Raw genomic sequence first — 19559 nt, 5'->3', positions numbered from 1 at the left:
CGCTTGCTCAGGGCCCCTCCACCGCGAAGGTCGAGCCGGTGCCCATTCCGGTGATCCACTCCGGGATGGGTTCGTAGCAGGTCCACACCAGCGGGACGTCGACCGCGGCCCGGCCGATCAGCCAGGTGCGCACCTCGTGGCCGCCGCTGCCCGCCTCTTCCTCCAGGCACTCGTCTTCCAGGGCGGCCACGTCGTCCAGGTCACCGGTGGCGACCTTCTCCAGGAACCACCGGTCCCAGTTGGCGTTCACCCGGGCCGCGGGGCTCCCGCCCATGGCACGCACACGTGCTTCGCGCGACGCGGCGACCGTGTGGACGTTCCGGCGTCCGTGGAGGACCGACTCGCGCCGAGCGGCGTCGACGGACGGATCGCGCGGGTCGCTGGACCGCTGCACGTTTCGGCTGTCCGTGCCGATTCCCTGCGGGGGACCGTACACCTCCTGTGGGACCTGGGTGTTGCGGCCGTAAACCGAATGCGGCACCTGGTGGTCGGTCCCCCCGGCGATCCCGGTCTGAGGTAGTGCCGGCAACCCGTTCACCGACCGGATGAACAGCAGGCACAAGTACGTGGCGTCCCGGACCCTGACATCCGTCGAGTGGCGGAACTCCACGCTGCTCGCTGGCGATGCCGCCGATGCCGTACGCGAGTTGAAGGCGTCCGAAGGCGGAGACATCAATATTGTCGGCAGCGGCGACCTCGCCCAGAGCCTCATGCGGCACGGTCTCGTCGACGAGTACCGGCTGACCATCCACCCGGTGATCGTCGGCACCGGCAAGCGGCTGTTCGCCGACGGAGCGATCCCCACCGCGCTGGAACCGGTCAGCGTCCCGACGACGAAGGGTGGCACCTCGTCGGCGTCTACCGGCCGAACGACGAGCCCGGTTGCGACAGCTCCTAGATGATTGATTCCAAGGTCAGTGGTCGTAGGCGGTCAGGGAGCGGGTGATCGGGCTACTGGTGTGGTGGTTGTGCCAGAACGCCGTGGTCAGAGTGAGGAGCCGCTGCGGGACGAGGACGGCCACCCCGCCGGGCGTGCGGCCGCCGTGGCGTTCGAGGTCCAGTTGGGCTTTGAGAGTCCCGTTGACGGACTCGATCAGCTGGTGCAGCGGTTTGAACAACTCGGCTCCGACCCGTTCGGGTTCGCCCTTGCGAGTTGGAATCCTAGGTGGCGACTTGGCCGGTCCGACGGCGGCGACGGTTTCCTGCCGTCTGTCGCAGCCGGGCTGCGGGAGAGGTTCCGCCGCGGCCCGACCGTGGTCGGCCAGCACAATCCCCAGGTGTTCCCTCCGGCCCGAGCGCACTGGTACCGGTGCGCGGCCGGGGTCCGTCCGTGGTTTTTATCGCAGGGGTCGGTCGTGCCCCGGCCGGTTCAGGATGCGGCGTGTGTGGTCCGTCGCGCCGGCCAGGCGAGCAGGGTGGTGGTCAGGGCGCCGACCGCGAGTGCCGAGCCGGTGATCAGGACGGGTGCCGGGTCCCAGAGTTTGCCCAGGACCTGGACGAGTGGGGGGAAGGCGAAGCCGATGTAGGTGAGGCTGTAGAACGCGGCGATGACCGTGGAGATGGTCTGGGGGCCGGCGAGGGACTCGGCGAGTTGCAGGCCGCTCACCAGCAGGATGCCGTAGGCGGCGCCCAGGACGACGGCGGTGGCCAGCAGTAGGAGCAGTGAGCCGGTGGTGACGGTGAGTGCCGCGGCGAGCAGTCCGGCGGTCACGGATGCCATGCCGGTGCGAAACGGTGCCGCCGGGGAGCGCCGGGCCAGCCGCCGGGCGAAGGGCTGCACGGCGATGCCGCTGCCGAGGGTGACGGCGGCGACCACACCGCCGCCGACGGCCGCGTAGCCGCCTAGGGGCACCAGGACGGGAAGCGCGGCGAGGGAGACGGTCGCGGCCCCGAAGACCCACGGCGCGGTGGGCAGGACCGCGGTCACGAACAGGCGGCTGGTCAGCACGCTCATCGCTCCCGCACCACGCCGCAGCCCGTCATCGGCCCCGGCACCGGCCGCGGGTCCGGCGGCGGGTCCGGCGGCGGGCGGAGCCGACTCCGAGGCGCGCCACACCACCGGCAGCGTCAGCGCCACCAGGGCGATGTGCACCAGGTAGGCCGTGGTCTGCGGAGAGGGCAGCCACTGCACGACGACCCCGGACAGCAACGGCCCCACGGCGAACCCGGCGGTCAGTGCGACGGCCGACCGCCGCGCCCCCGCCCCGGACCCGGTGCGGGCGGGCTTCCCGGTGTCGGACAGCTCCTTGATCCACGCCGTTCCCGGCCCGAACGCGGAACCGGCGCTGACCCCGACCAGGATCCGCCCGGCCAGGATCGTCCCGAAGGCTTCGCCGGAGAAGAGGATCACCGCGGAGCCGAGCGCGGACAACAGCAGGGCGGCCAGCAGAACGCGCCGCCGGCCCAGCCGATCGGAGACCTTCGCCATCACCAGCAGCGCCGGGATGAGCCCCACCGCGTAGGCCCCGAACAGAGCGTTCACCTGGAAACCGCTCAGACTGCCCCGGTAGACCTGAAGGACCGAGGCGAACATGTTCGCCCCCATCCCACCGTGAACACAGCCGCCGCAGGCCGCACCCACGCCATCCGCGAAACCACAGGCGACGTCTCCGCCGCGGCCGGCGCCGCGGCGTCGAAAGACCCCGTGCTGCGGTTCAATCCGCTGTGGTGGGAGCCGTGCAGGTCGACAGCGACATGCCGGTGCGGGGAAGCCTTGATCTTCGAAGTACCCATGCCACAACCCCAAACCATGAGTAGACCAGCCCTATGGATGTTCGGGCCGAGAGGGTGGACTACCCCGTCATTGGTATGCGATCCGTGCGCTCTCGCCTCGGCGTCCTGGCCGTGTGGTGTGCGGACTTGGGGGGTCGGTGTTGCTGGTCATCTTCATGTCACCCACTTTCGTAATCGTCTCGGCTACAGTTATGTTAATGTAGCCACGCCGGTGACGGAAAGGTGAGATCGTCGTATTCACGCAGGTGGGAGCGGCGGCTTGGGGAGCCCTTCGAACCGGCTGGGCGCGTCTGACGTCGTGCTCGGCGCTGCGCGTGCCGGTGTGTCCGGCGTGTCGGCTACTGCCCCGGTCCGTGTCCGTGGGGTGGCGGCACTTACCACTCGAAGAGCGATGAACGACACCTCTCAAGGAGATGTAGATGGATATGAAGGCGAAGATGAAGAGTGTGCTGCGTCCGTCTCGCCGGCGTGTTTCCGCGCTCGCGGCCGTTGCGGGTGTGGCTGCCCTTGGTCTGGCGTCCGTGATGCCGGCTTCCGCGGTTACCGCCGAGCCCGCCGGGCGGGGGGCGAAGCCCACGGTGGTGCTGGTGCACGGGGCCTTCGCGGACTCCTCCAGCTGGAACGGAGTGATCACGCGTCTGCGGCGCGCGGGGTATCCGGTGGAGGCTCCCGCCAATCCGCTGCGCGGCGTGGCGAGTGACTCGGGCTACCTGGAGAGCTACCTCCGAAGCGTGAAGGGTCCGATCGTGCTGGTCGGCCACTCCTACGGTGGTTCGGTGATCAGTGATGCCGCTGCGGGCAATTCGCAGGTCAAGGCTTTGGTCTATGTTGCCGCGTTCGTTCCCGACAAGGGTGAGACCCTCGCCGAACTCGGCGACAGGTTCCCGGGGGCGACGCTCCCCTCGGTCCTCGATGCCGTGCCCTATCCGCTGCCCGGCGGAGGCACCGGCACCGATCTCTACGTCCAAAAGGGCAAGTTCCACGACGCGTTCGCCGCCGACGTGCCCAGGTCGGTCACCGATCTCATGGCCGTCACCCAGCGTCCGCTGGCCGCCTCCGTCTTCGATGAGAAGACCACCAAGACGGCCTGGAAGACCATCCCTTCCTGGGATCTGGTCACCACCGAGGATCATGCGATCGCGCCGGCCGAGCAGCGGTTCATGGCCGAACGTGCCCACGCGCACACCGTCGAGGTCGACTCCTCGCACGCGGTCGCCGTCTCTCACCCCGGCGCGGTCACCCGTCTCATCGAGCAGGCCGTCCGAGCCACCTCCGAGTAGCCCCTGGGGTGTCTGTGTCGATCATGACCTGCGGTCTTCGGCCGTCGGTGGGGTGATCGGCGGGTTTGTCGGCGCGGGCATGATTGACGGTTGAGTAGACCGGTCGTATAGTTGTGGTTGTCGGAGCGCGGAACACACTGTGGAGGTTGGGCGTCATGGGACGTATCAAGGTCGGTACGGAAAACAGCGCGGACATCGAGCTGCATTATGAGGACAAGGGATCGGGGCAGCCGGTGGTGCTGATCCACGGTTATCCGCTGGACGGGAACTCGTGGGAGGGGCAGACGTCGGCGCTGCTGGAGGCCGGTTACCGGGTCGTCACCTACGACCGCAGGGGTTTCGGCAAGTCGAGCCAGCCCTCGACGGGGTACGACTACGACACCTTCGCCGCGGACCTGAACGCGGTGCTGGAGGCGCTGGATCTGCACGAGGCGGTACTGGTCGGGTTCTCCATGGGCACCGGTGAGGTGGCCCGCTACCTGTCCGTCTACGGTTCGGCGCGGGTGGCCAAGGCCGTGTTCCTGGCCTCGCTGGAGCCGTTTTTGGAGATCACCGACGACAACCCCGACGGTGCGGCGCCCGCCTCCTTCTTCCAGGGTGTCTCCGAGGCGGTCAAGAAGGACCGGTACGCGTTCTTCACCGACTTCTATAACGACTTCTTCAACCTCGACGAGAACCTGGGCACCCGCGTCAGTGAAGAAGCGGTCCGCAACGCCTGGAACGTCGCCGCGGGATCGGGGGCCATCGCCTCGGCCGCCGCACCCCTCGCCTGGCCCACCGACTTCCGCGCCGACATCCCCAAGATCGACGTCCCGGCTTTGATCGTCCACGGCACCGCCGACCGGACCCTGCCCATCGACGCCACCGGCCGCCGCTTCGCCAAGGCCCTGCCCACCGCCCAGTACACCGAGATCGACGGCGCCCCCCACGGCCTGCTGACCACCCACACCGCCGAAGTCAACGAAACCCTGCTGACCTTCCTCGCCCAGTAAGCCGCACCGCTGCCTGGCCGGCCGCTCCGGCAGGCGGGCCGTGCCCGCACCCTCGCGCCCCGCTTCATTACGTCCCCTGCACCGCTCGCCTCGCCAGGGGTGATCGGCCTACTGATCTACAGGAAGTCATCATGAAGGTTCTGATCGTTCTCACCTCGCACGACAAGCTCGGCGACACCGGCCGCACGACCGGGTTCTGGCTGGAGGAACTCGCCGCCCCCTACTACCGGTTCCAGGAGGCCGGCTGGGACATCACCCTCGCCTCCCCGAAGGGCGGCCAACCGCCGCTGGACCCCAAGAGCAACGAACCCGCCAACCAGACCGACCAGACCCGCCGCTTCGAAGCCGATCCCGAAGCCACCCGCGCCCTGGCCACCACCGTGCGCCTGGACTCGGTCGCCGCCGACGACTACGACACCGTCTTCTACCCCGGAGGCCACGGCCCCCTGTGGGACCTGGCCGAGGACGCCGACTCCGCCCGTCTGATCGAAACGACCCTGCGTTCCGGCAAGCCCCTGGCCCTGGTCTGCCACGCCCCCGGTGTCCTGCGCCACACCGTCAACGAGGACGGCACCCCGCTGGTCCGGGACCGCAAGGTCACCGGCTTCACTAACACCGAGGAGGAAGGCGTCGCCCTCACCGACGTCGTCCCCTTCCTCGTCGAGGACGAACTCAAGAAGCTCGGTGGCCTTTACTCCAAGATCGGCGACTGGCAGCCCTACGTCGTCCAGGACGGCCTGCTCATCACCGGCCAGAACCCCGCCTCCTCCGGCCCCGCCGCCGACGCGCTCATCGCACTCACCACGGCTCGGGCCGGATCCGTCGATAAGGAGAGTCCGTCCGTCTCCGCGTGAAAGGTCTCTCCCGTACTTCCGGCCCGCCAGGCTCCAGCCCGGCGGGCCGGAAGCGCTACGCGCAACGGACCCGAGCCGACCACCGCCTTACGGCACAGCCCTCCACGGCCGGCGGAAAGGATCACAATCGCATACCCTCCAGAAGCAGCGCCGCCCCCGGAACACCTTGCGAGATGTCCCACACGGTGAAGCGCCCCAAAGCCGCCGCCACAGCATGGGCAACCGTACGGTCGATCGAGACCAGGGACTTCTGGACGGACCGGCCCATGACGCAGGACGGATCGGGGCCGTGCAGTCCGAGCACGGGTTCGTCGCCCTGAAGCACCAGCCACACCTGTTCGAGCGTGATCTGGGCAGGGTCGGCTGCCAGCTCCCAGCCGCCGTTCACGCCGGGCCGGGACCGGACCAGCCCCGCGTTGCGCATCGGCCCGAGCACGCGGCGGACATAGACCGGGTTGACATTGGCACTCTTGGAGAGTTCCTCGGAACTCACGGCTTGGCCATCAGTGGCGACTGTCAGGATGACCAGTACGTGCACGGCGACGGCGAATTGGGTGTTCGTGGAGCGGGCCATTACCCCATCTTGCCATTCTTGTCACCATCGTGGCTACAGTAGTCTCGCTCGGGAACCCGAGAGGGACTACTGAGACGTGGGAACAGGCGAACATGATGCGCGCCCACTAGGCCGGGCCCACGCTCAGCTGTCGTCCCACGTCGGTGTAAGAACTCCTAACGAAATGATTTTCGAGGTGGTTGGATCATTACGGCAGCGATGATCTGGGGGTGCGAAGTGGCACGGCCGAAGCCGTGGGAAGTCGATGACGAGCTGTGGGCGGTGATCGAACCGCTGCTGCCCAAGGTCGAGCGTCGGGCCCGGCACCCAGGGCGCAAGCGGCATCCGGACCGGCTGGTGTTCCAGGGCATCCTGTTCGTCCTGCACACCGGGATCTCCTGGGAACACCTGCCGCAGGAACTCGGCTTCGGCTCGGGCATGACCTGCTGGCGACGCCTGGCCGAGTGGACCGGGGCCGGCGTGTGGCCCCGACTGCACGAGGTCCTCCTTGCCAAGCTCCGCAGCGCGAACGCCCTGGACTTCTCCCGAGCGGCCGTCGACGGCTCCCACATCCGCGCGCTAAAGGGGGTCCCAAGACCGGACGAAGCCCTGTTGACCGGGGCAGAACCGGCAGCAAGCACCACCTGATCACCGACGCCACCGGCATCCCGCTCGCCGCCACGCTGACCGGCGGCAACCGCAACGACGTCACCCAGCTGATCCCTCTGCTGGAGGCGATACCGCCGGTGCGGGGCAAGCGAGGCCGGCCCCGACGCCGCCCGGACGTGGTGCTGGGCGACCGCGGCTACGACCACGACAAGTACCGCCGGCTCGTCCGGGACCTGGGCGTGAAGCCACTGATCGCCCGACGCGGCACCGAACACGGCTCCGGACTTGGCACCCAACGCTGGGTCGTGGAACGCGCATTCGCCCACCTGCACTGGTTCCGCCGTCTGCGGATCCGCTGGGAGATCCGCGACGACATCCACGAAGCCTTCCTCACCCTCGGATGCGCGCTCATCTGCTGGAGGCGCCTGACGTCATTGCGATAGGAGTTCTTAGTCAGCACCTCCCGCACAGCGGGGGAAGCTCAGAGTTCTCGGGCCGGTTGTTCGGGCTCTGGTGTGAGCGGTGTTCGACCGACGGCATCTCGTGGCGGTGGGCGGCGCCGTAGCAGCGGAGCCTGCCGGTGACGATCAGCCGGGGCACCAGCCGGGTCTTCTTCATCAGCTTCCGGAAGAAGCGCCTGGCCGCGGCCTGGTCCCGCCGGTTTTGCGGCAGGATGTCGAGCACGTTCCCGTGCTGGTCCACGGCCCGCCACAGGTACCGCTGCACACCGTTGGTTTTGACGAACACCCCGTCCAGGTGCCACTTGTCACCAGGCCCCGGACGGCGCCGGCGCCGAGCAGCGGCACAAGCCGGGCCGAACCGGCGCGTCCACTGTGACTGCCTCGTGGCCGAGCTCGATGCCGCGCTCGAGCACCAGCTCCTCGATGTCGCGCGGACTCAGGTCGAAGCGGTGCTACAACCACACGCAGTGGGAGATGACCTCCGGAGGGAAGCGGAAACCCCGGCACGACGGCGTCACCACGGAAAGCCCCCGGCGATCCGACCAGACGGATGATCACGCCGCCCGGGAAGACCACCACTCAACCCGACAATGCCATACCGAGCGCGTCGCCGGTGATCGAAATGCTGTCGCCGTTCCTGTACAGAGTCGTGAAGGAGCGGCCCGGAGCTTCGGCCGCTCCTTTTCAGGCGCCGGCGCCGCCGTCGACCGGGACGATCGCACCGGTCACGTACGAGGCGCGGTCGCTGAGCAGCCAGGCGGCTGCCTCGGCGATCTCCCGGGGCTCGCCCATCCGGCCCATCGGGATCCTTGCGCTCATTCCCTCGATGAGTCCGGGAGTCGCCGCTTCCCATTCGTCGATCATTTCGGTAGCGGTGCCGCCGGGGGTGATGCCGTTCACCCGGATGTTGGCGGGGGCCAGGTCGACCGCGGCGGTCTCGGTGAGGCTGTTGAGCGCGCGCTTCATGGCCCCGTAGGCGGGCAGGCCGGGATTGGCGCGGCGGCTGCCGATGCTGGAGGTGTTGACGATGGCCCCGCCGCCGCCCTGCCGCATGAGTGCGACCTCGGCGTTCATGGCGGTCCAGTGTGCGCGGAAGTTCACGGTGAACTGCTCGTCGATGTCCTCATCGGTGGTGGCGTCGACCGGGCCGGGCTGCTGGATCACCGCGCCGTTGTTGAAGGCACCGTCCAGGCGTCCGTGCAGCTCCTCGACGCGGTCGACCGCCGCGCGGATGCTCGCACGGTCGGCCAGGTCCAGGGTGACGGCGTCGGCGACGCCGCCGTCGGCGCGGATCTCCTTCACGATGGTCTCGAGGGCGCCGGTGCTGCGGGCGGCGAGCACGACGGCGGCGCCCTCGGAGGCGAAGAGCCGGGCCGCGGCGGCCCCGATGCCGCGGCTGGCGCCGGTGATGAAGATGACCTTGCCGGTGAGCAGGCTGATGGGTGCGCTGTCGGTGGTGTTCGTGTTGTTCGTCATGGCAACAGCGTCCGGCTGGCTGCCAGCCGGATACAGGCACAGGCTGTACCAGGACCCGCCACCGCGCCGCGCGCACACTGGGCGTATGGACAAACAGGAACTCGGGGCGTTCCTCCGCAGCCGCCGCGAGCGGCTCCGCCCGCAGGACGTCGGCCTCCCCTCCGGCCCGCGACGCCGCACACCAGGTCTTCGCCGCGAGGAAGCAGCGGTCCTCGCGTACATCTCCACGGAGTACTACATCCGGCTCGAGCAGGGCCGAGCGCCACGCCCCTCGGGCGACGTCCTGGCCGCCATCGCGGGAGCGCTGCGGCTCACCGACGCAGAGTCCGACCACCTCCACGTCCTCGCGGGCACCGCGCCGAACCGTACCGGACTGCACCGGCGCGACGTCCGCCCGAGCATCCTCGCGCTCCTGGAGCGGCTGCCGCAGACGGCCGGCTTCGTGATGTCCGCCGCATGCGAGGTCCTCGCCTGGAACGATCTCGCGGCCGCACTCATGGAGGACTTCGCCCCGCTCGCCCCCAAGGACCGCAACCTCGCGCGCCGGGCCTTCCCCGGGCCGCAGCCCGCCGATGCGGCACTGTACGGGATCTCCGACGCCGCCGACTTCCGGCTGGGGGTCGTGATGCAGCTCCACGCCGCCCTCGCCCGCTACCCCACCGATCCTGCGGTGAGCGGCCTCGTCGATGAACTCCGCGATGCCAGCCCCGACTTCGCCCGGCTCTGGGAACGGCGCGACGTGCAGGCCGCGCCGATGCTCACGAAAACCTTCCGCCACCCGACCGTCGGCGAGGTCACCGTCGACTGCGACACCCTCGCCCTCACCGACCGCGACCAGTACCTCGTGCTTTTCAGCGCGCCGCCGGGATCGCCCGGCGCCGAGGCCCTGGCCCTGCTGAACGTTCTGGGAACAGAGGCCAGTCACTACCCGCGATAGCGCCACAACCGGCCGCCGAGAGCACCATCGCCGACAGGGAGGCTTGCTGATCCGGTCGGCCGTGGTCGTGCTGCGGGGTGTCGGCGATGACCTCGAAGACGCGGCGCACGTAGTCGAGCGGCACGCGGGCGTGGAACAGGTCGCTCATGGAGTTCACGAACACCGTCCGCGGGCTCTTCCACCCGTAGGGCACGCGCAGAGCATCGGGGTGCACCGTCAGCCCGAAGCCGGGCCCGGACGTCCGCGGGTCACCGTCGGCCTGATACTTCGGTGATCCCATCGCTTTCAGCCGCTTGGACAACGTCAGCGCACAGCCGTTGTCGCATCCTGGTGAGACGCGGTGGCATCCCGTGGTCGGGTGCCACGTCGCTTCGGTCCACTCGATCGAACTGCGATCAGCCGCGGTCGGCCCTCCATCCCCTCGAACCGAGCCTGTCCACCGGTACCGCAGCGGCCCGACGAGGCGCCGCACAAGCGGACACCGGCATCCAACCACCCGGCTGCGACGCGGCTCCCGCCACCCCACCCATGGAACGAACGTTCGCATCCTGTGTGTTGGGCCGCAGGTTATAAACAGGGCGCCGCCATGCCGCGAAGCCGAGTTGGTGACGCACTCGTACTGGCCCCACTGCGAGCCGAGGTCGACGACCTGGTCCACCCATGTGTCGTCGATTTCCTGGTCGTCGCCGGCGGCCCAGGCGGCGACGATGCGGTCCCAGCGGCGGATGTTCATCCTGCGGAACCCCACCGCCCACTGACGGGGCCGGGTGCGCTCGCCCCAGGTGGCCACGAGCGGGCCGGTCAGGCCGAGGGCGGCGAAGAACCCGGCGAGCAACAGCGGTCGGGCCGCGGTGGTCGTCGAGGGCTGAGTTCAGTCGCTGGGTCTTGTGCCGGGCGGCCCGGCGGAAGACGACGATCAGCCGGGCGTAGCGGCCGCTTGCCCAGCGCTTGGAACAGTCCTCCCTCCCCGGCCAGCTTCACACCGCGATCCCTTGCGTGCCTGATCCAGCTGGCCGAGCAGTTGCTCATCCAGCGCATCAGGCTCCATTAGCTCCTCGTTGACCTGCTACTCGGCCCGCACTGCGCACGACCGCGGTGATCCGGTCGGCCGTCGCGCGGATCGACCGCCGATCCGGCGGGGTGGTTTGTCACGCTGGAAGATCGTCGGCAGGCGCGGCCTCATGGGCGGGGCCAAAGAAGCCAGCAGCCGGAGTTTCTCGGCGTCGTCCCTGTCCTGGTCGGGGTAGTAGAGCACGAGGAGCACCTCACCGACGGGGAGCTTCTCGCGGTTGAGGTTAAGTTCGCCGACGACGGGGTGGTCGATCGTGAGGCCGCCCTTGAGGATCTTGGTGTCGTGGCGCGCCCACAGGGTGCGGAAGAGGCTGCTCGACAGGGAGAGTTCGCCGACGAGTCCGACGGTGCGTTGGTCGGTGACGCTGTCGCCGGCCGAACGGCGGAATGCCGCGACGACGTCGACGACCGCCGCCTCCCGGTCCCGTTGGAAGCTTTGTTCCTCGGGGTCCAGCAGCAGGGGAGAGCAGCCGGTTCTCGCCGGGCCGCAGCCGCGGGGACAGGACGCGCGCCAACTGGTTGGAGGCGAGCACGTAGAAGTGCTGGTCTTCGACGAACGCGGGCACTTCAAGGGCCGCGAGCAGGTGCTCCAACCGGGAGGGCAGCCGTGGCGCATGGCGTTTGCGGCGGGCTCGTGACCGCGGCGAGTTCAGACCGAGGAGGTATTCGGTCTCCACCTCATCGAGGCGCAGCAGGCGGGCGATGGCCTCGAGCACCTGTGGCGAGGGACTGTGGTCCCGGCCGCGTTCCAACCGGTGGTAGTAATCCGAGCTGATACCGGCCAGCGTCGCGACCTCCTCCCGGCGCAGCCCGGGCACCCGCCGCCTCACGCCGACCGGGATGCCGACCTGCTCGGGCGTAATCAGGTCACGGCGGGCGCGCGAATACTCGCCCAGCCGGTTCGCATCGCTTCCATCAAAGCGTATTCCCGATGATAACCGCGTCAGGCGGTCTCAGAGGGGGCCCTGCCATACCCTGGATCGGCAGGGACCTTTCAGCTTTGCAGCACGCGGGAGAACCTGATGGCAGGAAATCCGATAGCCGCCAAGGGCTAAATGGAAATCTTTATGGAACTGACTGCATCTACACGGAGGCTCTCGTGAAGCTCACCAACCGCACAGTCTTCATCGTCGGCGGCACGTCGGGGATCGGGCGCGGGCTCGCGCAGCGGTTCGCCGACGTCGGCAGCACGGTCATCGTCGGGGGCCGCAGTGCCGAGCCGCAGGCCGGGCTTGAGAGTGTCCGGATGGATGTCACCGATCCGGATTCGGTCCTGCGAGCGCGCGACGAGGTGCTGGCCGCGCACCCCGATCTCGATGCCGTCATCACGATGTCCGGCGTCCTGCTCACCGAGGACCTGCGGGACCCGGGGCACATCGCCGCAGCCGAGACCACGATCGCCACGAACCTGCTGGGCACGATCCGGGTGGTCGACGCCTTCACCCCCCACCTGATCGCCCGTGGCTTTGGAACCATCATCACGGTCAGTTCGGGAATCGCGTTCCTTCCGTTCCCGCTGATGGCCACCTACGGCGCCACGAAGGCGGCCGTGCACTCCTACACGGAATCGCTGCGTGCGCACCTGGCGGGCACGGGCGTCGAAGTGGCCGAGCTGGTGCCGCCCGCTGTCGCCACCCCGGCGATGGCGAAGCTCAATCCGGCGGCTTTGCCGGTAGATGAGTACCTCGACGAGGTCATGGAACTGCTGGCGGCGGAGCCGACGGCCCGCGAGATCGTCGTCAAGGCCGCACTCCCGCTGCGCTGGGCCGAACGTGACGGCACCTACGCCGAGTTCCTCGAGCGCCGCTCCCAGCCGCTCAACAACCTTCCCGGGCGCTGATCCGCGCCGCGCTCAGCCATCTCCAAGCGCCGTTCCGTGCTACTGCCAAGCCCGCCAAGGTGCCGAGAACCGTCGCGTTGTGCGCCGTGCTCGTGTGCGGGGGGCCGGGGAGCCGGCCCCCCCGCGGCCCGTTTTTTCCACGAAAGGATCCTGAGATGACTACGCACAGCGAGGACCGCAGGCAGATCGTCGGGTTCATCGGCCTGGGCGACCAAGGGCTGCCGATGACCGAGGCGATCACCGAAGCCGGGTTCGCCGTGCATACCTGGGCGCGCCGCCCACAGACGCTCGACGATCCGCGGCTCGGCGACCTCACACGGCACGCCAGTGTGACCGAGCTCGCGGCCGCGGTCGACCTTGTCGCGCTCTGCGTCAGCACAGACGAGGCGGTCCTCGACCTGGCGGCCTCGATCATCCCGGCAATGCGCCCCGAATCGATCTTCGTCAACCATGGTACGGGGACACCGGTCAACGCCGTGGCGCTGGCCGAGCTCGGCGCCCGGCATGCCATCCGCGTCATCGACGCACCGGTCAGCGGCGGCCGCCCGGGCGCCGAGGCCCGCAGCCTGACCACCCTCGCAGGCGGACACGAAGCGGCCATCCAGGCGGCGAAACCGGTGTTCGAGACCTTCTCTGCCCGCGTCATCCATCTGGGTCCCGCCGGCGCCGGGCAGCGGGCGAAACTGTTCAACAACGCGCTGATGCTGATGAACATGCAGGCCATCACCGACATCCTCACCCTCGCGAGCGGCACCGGCACCGACACGGGTGCGCTGGTGGATGCGCTTCGGTCCGGCAGCGCGGCGAGCCGCGCTCTGGACCTGCTGGGCACGATGGTCCGGCCTGACACCGTCGACCACCTGTTCGAGGTCTGCGTGCTCGACATGGTGATCTTCGCTGCGGCGATGAGCGATGCCGGCACACACCCGCAGACGGCGCAGCGAGTGGTCACCAGCGGCCTGGCCGGGGCCCGTCGGCTCGCCGAAGCAGTGCGGCTGCTCGGATGATGAGCGTCGTCTCCACCGGGCATCGCTCCGTCCTGCTTCCAGCGAAAAACAACGCTAGGAAGTTGATCTAAGGGTCCGCCGATCATTAACCTGTCGTCTAGATCTTGCTGTTGGGGCTGCTGCTCTGGGCGGCTACTCGGGCTCGCAGGGCTGCCAGGGCGGCCGGTGGGGTGGTGGCCGGCGCGATGGTGATGCCCTGTGCTTCGAGCAGGTGCCTGATCTTCTGCAGGGTGCGGTGCATGGCGGTGCGGCTGCTGTTGAAGAGCACGGCAAGAGGTTCTGCGGCCAGGTTGACGCGTAGGTGGAGCACAGTGGCCAGGACCTGGTCGCTGAAGGTGAGCCGGGGTGGGCGGCCGCGCCGGGTGTGAGGCTCAACCTCGGAAGTGGACATCGGGTTTCATGCGACAAGTGACAGCGTATGTGACGAGACCAGCTGTCGTTCGAACTCGGCTGGTGTGAGGTAGCCGAGGGCGGAGTGGCGGCGGCGCCGGTTGTAGTAGGCGAGCCAGGGGAACAGCTCCAGGCGTGTCTGAGCCTTCGAGGTGAAGCGTCGCCCGTGGAGCAACTCGCGTTTCATGCCCTGGAAGACGACTCGGCCAGGGCGTTGTCGTAGCTCGATCCGATACGTCCCATGCTGCGGCGGATGCCGTGCCGACGGCGAACCTCGGCGAAGGCCCGGCTGACGTACTGGGCGCCCCTGTCCGTGTGAAAGACGACTCCGTCGACCCGGCCGCCGCGGGCGGCGGCTGCCGTTTCGAGTGCGTCGGTGACGAGCTGGGTGCGCATGTGGTCGGCGATGGACCAGCCGATCACGCGACGCGAGCAGATCTCGACGACCGTCGCCAGGAACATCCACGTCGAGCCGACAGCGATATAGGTGATGTCGCCGCACCACGTGGTGTTCAGCGCCGTGGCCGTGAAGTCCCGCATTACCAGGTCCGGTGCGGGCGGGGCCGTCTTGTCCGCGATCGTGGTCCGCTTCTTCCGGCGCAGATGACCGCCGACAAGGTGGTTGACACGCATCAGCCGGGTGACGCGCTTGCGGTGGTTGACCTTGCGGCCACGGGCCCGGAGTTCGGCATGGATCCGCGGGGCGCCGTAGGCGCCGTGGTGCTCGGCGTGGATCCGCCGGACCTCAGCGACTGCCGCAGCCTGCTCGGCCTGACGCGCGGCGCGGGCCTGCGCGGTGGCCTGATGCCGGTAGTAGCCGGAACGGGAGACGTCCAGGACCCGGCAGATCCGCTGCACGCCGAAGGCGGCGCGGTTGTCGGAGATGAAGTCCCAGCGGTGGGGGCTCACTTCACCTCCCGAGCGAAATAGGCGGCTGCACGGCGCAGGATCTCTCGTTCCACTTGCCATTCCTTCTCCGCCCTCAGCAGCCGCTGGTTCTCGGCCCGCAGCCGGGCCAGCTCCTCGGCCGGGCTGAGCGCGGTGCCGCCCGGTGGCTCGGGCGCGGGCCGGCTGGTGTCCTTGCGGACCCACGTGCGGAGCGTCTCCCCGGTGATCCCGAGATCCGCGGCCACCGCCGCGTACGTCCGCTTACCGTCCGACGCGCGGTACAGCGCGACAGCGTCGTTCCGGAACTCATCCGGATACGGAGACTTCCGTCCCACCTGGACATCCCTCCCTGGACCATCGAGATCCATTGTCAGAGTGTCCACTCCAAAGGGGCAGCCTCAGTGAGGTCCCGCCCCCCGGCACCGGTCAGAGCCCTCTACTCCTCGGAACGTCCCGCAGTCTTTCCGGCGTGCAGGCGATGGCGACCAGTTCCCGGGCCGCGCCGACGATCTGCGCGTGCGAGCGGTGGATCACGCGGAGCCGGCGGGTGAGGTCGAGGCCGGCCACGGGAACGGCGACGACCGTCCCGGCGTCGAGTTCCCGGGAGACGGCGAGGCTGCTGAGGACCGCGGGCGCCACGGCCTCGGCGACGGCCGTCTTGATGGCCGTCGTGGACGACAGCTCCAGCAGGGGCGGGGCCGGCGGGGTGTCGGTGTGGGCCCGCAGGGCGCGTTCGAGGGAGAGGCGGGTGCCGGAGCCGCGCTCACGGCTCACCAGAGGGGTCGCCGCCAGCTCCGCGGCGCTGATGCCGGACCGGCGGCGTGCCCACGGGTGCCGGGGATGCGTGATCACCAGCAGCTCGTCGTGTCCGACGGTCTGCGCGCTCAGACCGCGGGGCAGTGTGGGGCCTTCGACGAATCCGATGCCGACCCGGTCGGCGAGCACGGCGGCGGCCACCTCATCGGAGTTGCCCGTGGTCAGAGCCGCGGTGGTGCCCGGTACGCGGCGGTGGAAGCGGACCAACCAGTGCGGCAGAAGGTATTCGGCGATGGTGAGGCTCGCGGCGACGGGCAGTCTGCTCTCCGCGGTGTGGTGCAGGGAGGCGATACCGGCTTCCATGGCGTCGGCGGCGTCGAGGGCGGTCTTGGCCCAGTCGGCGACGAGCGCCCCGTGCTCGGTCAGGTGTGAGCCCTGAGGGGAACGTGCCAGCAGTTGCAGGCCCAGGCGCCGTTCGAGGTGCCGGATGCGGGAACTGGCGGCTGGCTGGCTGATGCCGTGATGGCGGGCGGCGGCCCCCACGCTGCCGAGTCTCGCGACGGACAGGAGCAGGTCGAAAGGACCGAGATCGGTGACTCTGCTGGCAAGGGGCATAGAACCAGCCTATGGCCTTATGCCGAACCGGTCCCTACTGGGTGCGCGCCGCAGCACCGAGGGTGGGGGCATGACCTCGCTCACCGCACCGCCGCAGCGCTCCGTCGCACACCCCGGCCCCCGGCTGCCCGCCGGACTCCTGCGCGACCTGGACCGTCCGTCGCACGTGTTCCGCCATCTCGGCCCGAACTGGTTCGCATCCGTGATGGGAACCGGGATCGTGGCGAACGCGGCGGCGAGCCTGCCACCGCACATCACCGGCCTGCGGACGGCCGCCACCGTGGTGTGGGCGCTGGCGGCCCTCCTTTTGGTGGCGCTGTCCTGCGCGTGGGCCGTGCACTGGGTCCGCCATCCCCGAATCGCCCGCGGCCACGCGTACCACCCCGTGACGGCGCACTTCTGGGGCGCCCCTCCGATGGCGCTGATGACCGTGGGCGCCGGCACGTTCGCGCTGGGCCAGGACTGGATCGGCCTGCACACAGCGGTGCGCGTGGACGCGGTGCTGTGGACGGCGGGCACCGTGCTGGGCGTGGCCACCAGCGTGTGGATCCCGTACCGCGCGATGACCGGGCACAAGGTCGCCGCGGATTCCGCCTTCGGCGGCTGGCTGATGCCGGTCGTCCCGCCCATGGTCTCCGCGGCGACCGGTGCCGCGCTGGTCCCGTACGTCTCCCCCGGACAGGAACGTCTCACCTTCCTGCTGGCCTGCTACGCCCTGTTCGGCATCAGCCTGTTCAGCAGCTTCGTGATCCTCGTTCAGGTGTGGAGCCGCCTCGTGCACCACAAGGTCGGCCCGGCGGCCATGGTGCCCACGCTGTGGATCGTGCTCGGCCCGCTGGGCCAGTCGGTCACCGCCGCGAACCTGCTCGGCTCGGCCGCCCACCTAGCCCTGCCGCGGCCCTACTCGACCGGGGCGGAGGCCTTCGGCCTTCTCTACTCCGTGCCCACCTGGGGGTTTGCAATGATGTGGCTGGCCCTGGCCGCGGCCCTCACCCTGCGCACCGCCCGCGTCCGCCTGCCGTTCTCCCTCACCTGGTGGAGCTTCACCTTCCCCGTCGGCACCTGCGTCACCGGCACCAGCGCACTGGCGTCCCGCACGCACGCCGCCGCCTTCACCGCCGCTGCGGTCGCCCTGTACGCGCTGCTCGTCGTCGCCTGGGCCACTGTGGCCGTACGCACCCTGGCGGGTAGCGCCCGCGGCACCCTCTTCCTGCCGGCAGCGCCCGCGGCGTGAAACCGGTCCGGCGCCCGCGCCGGCCGAGCCTCCGCACGGACCCGGGTCCGTGCGGAGGCTCGGCCGGCGCGTCGTCGCGGTCACCGGGCCGGACGGGAATCCCCTCATCCGTATTGTTTAATATTCAATTTCAATGGCGATGTGCAACCGCGCACACCGGGCGGGCAGAAGGATCCCGCCATGACCCCGGCCCTCGACGTCCACTCCCACCAGGACATGGAGATCGTCACCCGGGTCCTCGTCGGAGCCCTGGTGCGCCGGGACTCCGAGGGGCGCGACGGCGTGATCCACCCGGGCCCGGCCCAGCGGGCGAGCGCCGGCATCGGCATCCTGCACAGCGAGAGGAACGGCCCCGAACCCCACCGGCGAACTCGCCCACGAACAGCTCGTCCGCTTCGTGGAAATGTGGGCCGCCCCGACGAGGCCGGCATCCGGCCCGGTTGCGAGCAGTTCGACCTCGACGACGAACTTGCCCGCGGCGGCCGGACCACCCTGGCGTCCGGCATGCCCCGGCACCCCGACCGGCGAGTCATCGGCATCCGGCACAAGCACGCGGCGCCGTGCATCGCCCGCATCCGGCCCACGCAGACCCTCGCCGTCGCGGACACCCCCCTCGATCTCTTCGCCGCCTGCGGCAGCGCCGACCCGGAGGAGGCGGGAGCGCTGCGGACCGGGAACGCCGTGGCGCGCCTCCGGGGCGGAGGACCAGCGCCTCACGGCGGCCCGGACGGCGCCGAGGTGCTGCTGCGGGAGATGAACGCCGCCCTCACCACGGCGTGACCTCCGCCGCCCCGCCGTGCGCCGGGACACCGGCGCACCGCCGCGCGCTGTACGCGCCGCCCGCAGGACGCGCGGTCACCCGCGGGGGCGGGCGCGTGACGGCGACGGCATCCGCGGCTGTTCCGCCGCGGATGCCGTCGCCGTCCGCCGTCCGGGACGTCAACGGTCCGCGGCGCCGCTCCTCCTGCCGCCACCTCGGCCGCCGGGTCCGCGCCGGCGGTTGCCGACCACCGCGCCGGTCGCGACGACGGCCGCGCCGACCACGGCCCACGGCACCCAGGAGGTGCCGCCCTCCGCCGTCGCGGACCCGGCGGCCGAGGTGGCGGCGGTGGCGGACACGCTCGGGGCCGGGGACGACGGCGTGGGGGCGGCCTCCTCCCGTGCCTTGCCCTGCTGCGCCCTCACCACCGCCGCGTCCAAGACCAACTGAGGGCTGGGGAAATCGGGTTCCCCGTCACCGGTCGTGGGCTGGTTCCAGTCGACCACGGACCCGTCGGAGTAGGTCTGGACGGTGTCGAACCCCAGGCTGGGCCGGTGCGGCAGCGGTCCGACCCGGACCGGGAAGTACCGGTGGTCGTCCGGCTTGATCTCGTGTCCGGCGGTGGCCGTCCACACCACGTGTGTCGTGGTGCCGACGGACCTCTGGGTGTGGGTCCACCCCGGTACGGCCGGATAGGACACCGGTCGCACGCCGGCCGGCAGGGTCACCTCGATCCGTACGGTGGTCACCGAGGGTTTCTCGGCGGGCACTCGGAACCGCAGGGTCGCCGCGTGCCCTTCGCTCGCTCCGTCGGAGAAGACCCTGACGTGGGCCGAGGCGGGACCCGCCAGGAGCAGCACGGATCCGGCACAAGAGCCGAGGACGGCCACGGCCGCTCGGCGGACGCAGCGCGGACGGGGGAGGCGGTGTGCCATCGTGGCGGGCCTTTCGGAGGAGGAGGGAATCGTCGTCCCGGCGCCGGGGCGCCTGTGGCGGATCTCCGGGAAGGGGGAGCGGCGTGCGGTGCGTGTGCTCGGCATGCGGTGCAGCGAGGGCGCGTGCCGGGCGCCGCGACGCGGCGGGGAGCCGTCACAGGCGCCTTG

The 19559-nt window shown here is 69.9% G+C and carries 16 protein-coding genes and 7 pseudogenes; 10 read left to right on the top strand and 13 right to left on the bottom strand.

The genetic code is table 11. The annotated features are described in order from the left end of the window. Positions 1 to 7: 7 nt before the first annotated feature. Positions 8 to 394 carry a hypothetical protein gene (locus QQY24_RS00740; protein ID WP_301970711.1) on the bottom strand — a complete coding sequence of 129 codons (387 nt, stop codon included), beginning with the start codon at positions 392 to 394 and terminating at the stop codon, positions 8 to 10. Between the two features lie 130 nt (positions 395 to 524). On the opposite strand from QQY24_RS00740, the pseudogene QQY24_RS00735 reads away from it, so the two are divergent. Further along, positions 525 to 898: pseudogene (locus QQY24_RS00735) on the top strand (dihydrofolate reductase family protein); the annotation flags it as partial. Between the two features lie 16 nt (positions 899 to 914). Here the strand turns inward: QQY24_RS00735 and QQY24_RS00730 are convergent. Together QQY24_RS00730 and QQY24_RS00725 are read right to left on the bottom strand one after the other, a co-directional pair. After that, a pseudogene (locus QQY24_RS00730) lies at positions 915 to 1157 on the bottom strand (IS982 family transposase); the annotation flags it as partial. Between the two features lie 212 nt (positions 1158 to 1369). After that, positions 1370 to 2545 (bottom strand): MFS transporter, encoded by a 1176-nt coding sequence (locus tag QQY24_RS00725; RefSeq protein WP_367657965.1) that lies wholly within the window; start codon positions 2543 to 2545, stop codon positions 1370 to 1372. Positions 2546 to 3152: 607 nt separating this feature from the next. Between QQY24_RS00725 and QQY24_RS00720 the strand changes: the two genes are divergently transcribed. The 3 genes from QQY24_RS00720 to QQY24_RS00710 all read left to right on the top strand — a co-directional run bounded on the left by QQY24_RS00720 (position 3153) and on the right by QQY24_RS00710 (position 5859). Beyond that, positions 3153 to 4013, top strand: a complete 861-nt coding sequence (locus QQY24_RS00720; protein WP_301970709.1) for an alpha/beta fold hydrolase — start codon at positions 3153 to 3155, stop codon at positions 4011 to 4013. A gap of 155 nt (positions 4014 to 4168) precedes the next feature. Continuing rightward, the gene (locus QQY24_RS00715) at positions 4169 to 5005 is read left to right on the top strand and encodes an alpha/beta fold hydrolase (RefSeq protein ID WP_301970708.1); all 837 of its coding nucleotides are present in this window, start codon (positions 4169 to 4171) and stop codon (positions 5003 to 5005) included. A 131-nt stretch (positions 5006 to 5136) separates the two neighbouring features. Further along, positions 5137 to 5859 (top strand): type 1 glutamine amidotransferase domain-containing protein, encoded by a 723-nt coding sequence (locus QQY24_RS00710; protein WP_301970707.1) that lies wholly within the window; start codon positions 5137 to 5139, stop codon positions 5857 to 5859. Positions 5860 to 5980: 121 nt separating this feature from the next. Here QQY24_RS00710 and QQY24_RS00705 read toward each other — a convergent pair whose 3' ends face one another. Continuing rightward, positions 5981 to 6433: an Rrf2 family transcriptional regulator gene (locus QQY24_RS00705; protein WP_301970706.1), complete on the bottom strand. Its 453-nt coding sequence runs from the start codon at positions 6431 to 6433 to the stop codon at positions 5981 to 5983. A gap of 198 nt (positions 6434 to 6631) precedes the next feature. On the opposite strand from QQY24_RS00705, the gene QQY24_RS00700 reads away from it, so the two are divergent. Then, positions 6632 to 7464, top strand: a protein-coding gene (locus QQY24_RS00700) for an IS5 family transposase (protein ID WP_301970705.1) whose coding sequence is annotated in 2 segments (ribosomal slippage) — positions 6632 to 6976 and positions 6979 to 7464 — 831 coding nt in all. Because the reading frame shifts where the segments join, the coding sequence is not laid out codon by codon here. A gap of 40 nt (positions 7465 to 7504) precedes the next feature. On the opposite strand, the pseudogene QQY24_RS00695 reads toward QQY24_RS00700, so the two are convergent. Then, a pseudogene (locus QQY24_RS00695) lies at positions 7505 to 7922 on the bottom strand (transposase); the annotation flags it as partial. A gap of 244 nt (positions 7923 to 8166) precedes the next feature. Then, positions 8167 to 8958 (bottom strand): SDR family NAD(P)-dependent oxidoreductase, encoded by a 792-nt coding sequence (locus tag QQY24_RS00690; protein ID WP_301970704.1) that lies wholly within the window; start codon positions 8956 to 8958, stop codon positions 8167 to 8169. An 85-nt stretch (positions 8959 to 9043) separates the two neighbouring features. On the opposite strand from QQY24_RS00690, the gene QQY24_RS00685 reads away from it, so the two are divergent. Continuing rightward, positions 9044 to 9895, top strand: a complete 852-nt coding sequence (locus tag QQY24_RS00685; protein ID WP_301970703.1) for a helix-turn-helix transcriptional regulator — start codon at positions 9044 to 9046, stop codon at positions 9893 to 9895. Here QQY24_RS00685 and QQY24_RS00680 read toward each other — a convergent pair. From QQY24_RS00680 to QQY24_RS00670, 3 genes and pseudogenes are all read right to left on the bottom strand, one after another. Further along, the gene (locus QQY24_RS00680; protein ID WP_301976095.1) at positions 9810 to 10442 is read right to left on the bottom strand and encodes a DUF5131 family protein; all 633 of its coding nucleotides are present in this window, start codon (positions 10440 to 10442) and stop codon (positions 9810 to 9812) included. The two genes, QQY24_RS00685 and QQY24_RS00680, sit on opposite strands and share 86 nt — an antisense overlap. A 54-nt stretch (positions 10443 to 10496) precedes the next feature. Then, positions 10497 to 10661, bottom strand: a pseudogene (locus QQY24_RS00675) (transcriptional regulator); the annotation flags it as partial. Between the two features lie 300 nt (positions 10662 to 10961). Next, positions 10962 to 11892: pseudogene (locus QQY24_RS00670) on the bottom strand (helix-turn-helix transcriptional regulator). Between the two features lie 173 nt (positions 11893 to 12065). Between QQY24_RS00670 and QQY24_RS00665 the strand changes: the two are divergent. Both QQY24_RS00665 and QQY24_RS00660 read left to right on the top strand, forming a co-directional pair. Further along, positions 12066 to 12806: an SDR family oxidoreductase gene (locus QQY24_RS00665; RefSeq protein ID WP_301970702.1), complete on the top strand. Its 741-nt coding sequence runs from the start codon at positions 12066 to 12068 to the stop codon at positions 12804 to 12806. Positions 12807 to 12961: 155 nt separating this feature from the next. Continuing rightward, on the top strand, positions 12962 to 13813 hold the full coding sequence (locus QQY24_RS00660; RefSeq protein ID WP_301970701.1) for an NAD(P)-dependent oxidoreductase: 852 nt from the start codon (positions 12962 to 12964) through the stop codon (positions 13811 to 13813). Between the two features lie 97 nt (positions 13814 to 13910). Here the strand turns inward: QQY24_RS00660 and QQY24_RS00655 are convergent. The 3 genes and pseudogenes from QQY24_RS00655 to QQY24_RS00645 form a co-directional block, all read right to left on the bottom strand. After that, positions 13911 to 14174, bottom strand: a pseudogene (locus QQY24_RS00655) (transposase family protein); the annotation flags it as partial. A 36-nt stretch (positions 14175 to 14210) separates the two neighbouring features. Next, positions 14211 to 15426: pseudogene (locus QQY24_RS00650) on the bottom strand (IS3 family transposase). Between the two features lie 91 nt (positions 15427 to 15517). Then, the gene (locus tag QQY24_RS00645; RefSeq protein ID WP_301970700.1) at positions 15518 to 16462 is read right to left on the bottom strand and encodes a LysR family transcriptional regulator; all 945 of its coding nucleotides are present in this window, start codon (positions 16460 to 16462) and stop codon (positions 15518 to 15520) included. A 70-nt stretch (positions 16463 to 16532) separates the two neighbouring features. Here QQY24_RS00645 and QQY24_RS00640 point away from each other — a divergent pair, with 70 nt between their 5' ends. Both QQY24_RS00640 and QQY24_RS00635 read left to right on the top strand, forming a co-directional pair. Then, positions 16533 to 17696, top strand: coding sequence for a TDT family transporter (locus QQY24_RS00640; RefSeq protein WP_301970699.1), 1164 nt, complete (start codon positions 16533 to 16535; stop codon positions 17694 to 17696). A gap of 120 nt (positions 17697 to 17816) precedes the next feature. Continuing rightward, positions 17817 to 18476 (top strand): pirin family protein, encoded by a 660-nt coding sequence (locus tag QQY24_RS00635; protein WP_367658032.1) that lies wholly within the window; start codon positions 17817 to 17819, stop codon positions 18474 to 18476. A gap of 159 nt (positions 18477 to 18635) precedes the next feature. Here the strand turns inward: QQY24_RS00635 and QQY24_RS00630 are convergent, their stop codons facing one another. Beyond that, complete coding sequence (locus QQY24_RS00630) at positions 18636 to 19391, bottom strand: DUF1775 domain-containing protein (protein WP_301970698.1); 756 nt, start codon at positions 19389 to 19391, stop codon at positions 18636 to 18638. Between the last annotated feature and the right edge of the window lie 168 nt (positions 19392 to 19559).

The sequence above is a fragment of the Streptomyces sp. TG1A-8 genome (assembly GCF_030499535.1).
Lineage (GTDB): Bacteria > Actinomycetota > Actinomycetes > Streptomycetales > Streptomycetaceae > Streptomyces.
Note: the sequence above shows the minus strand (reverse complement) of the source record. Positions and strands in the feature narration are given on the sequence as shown.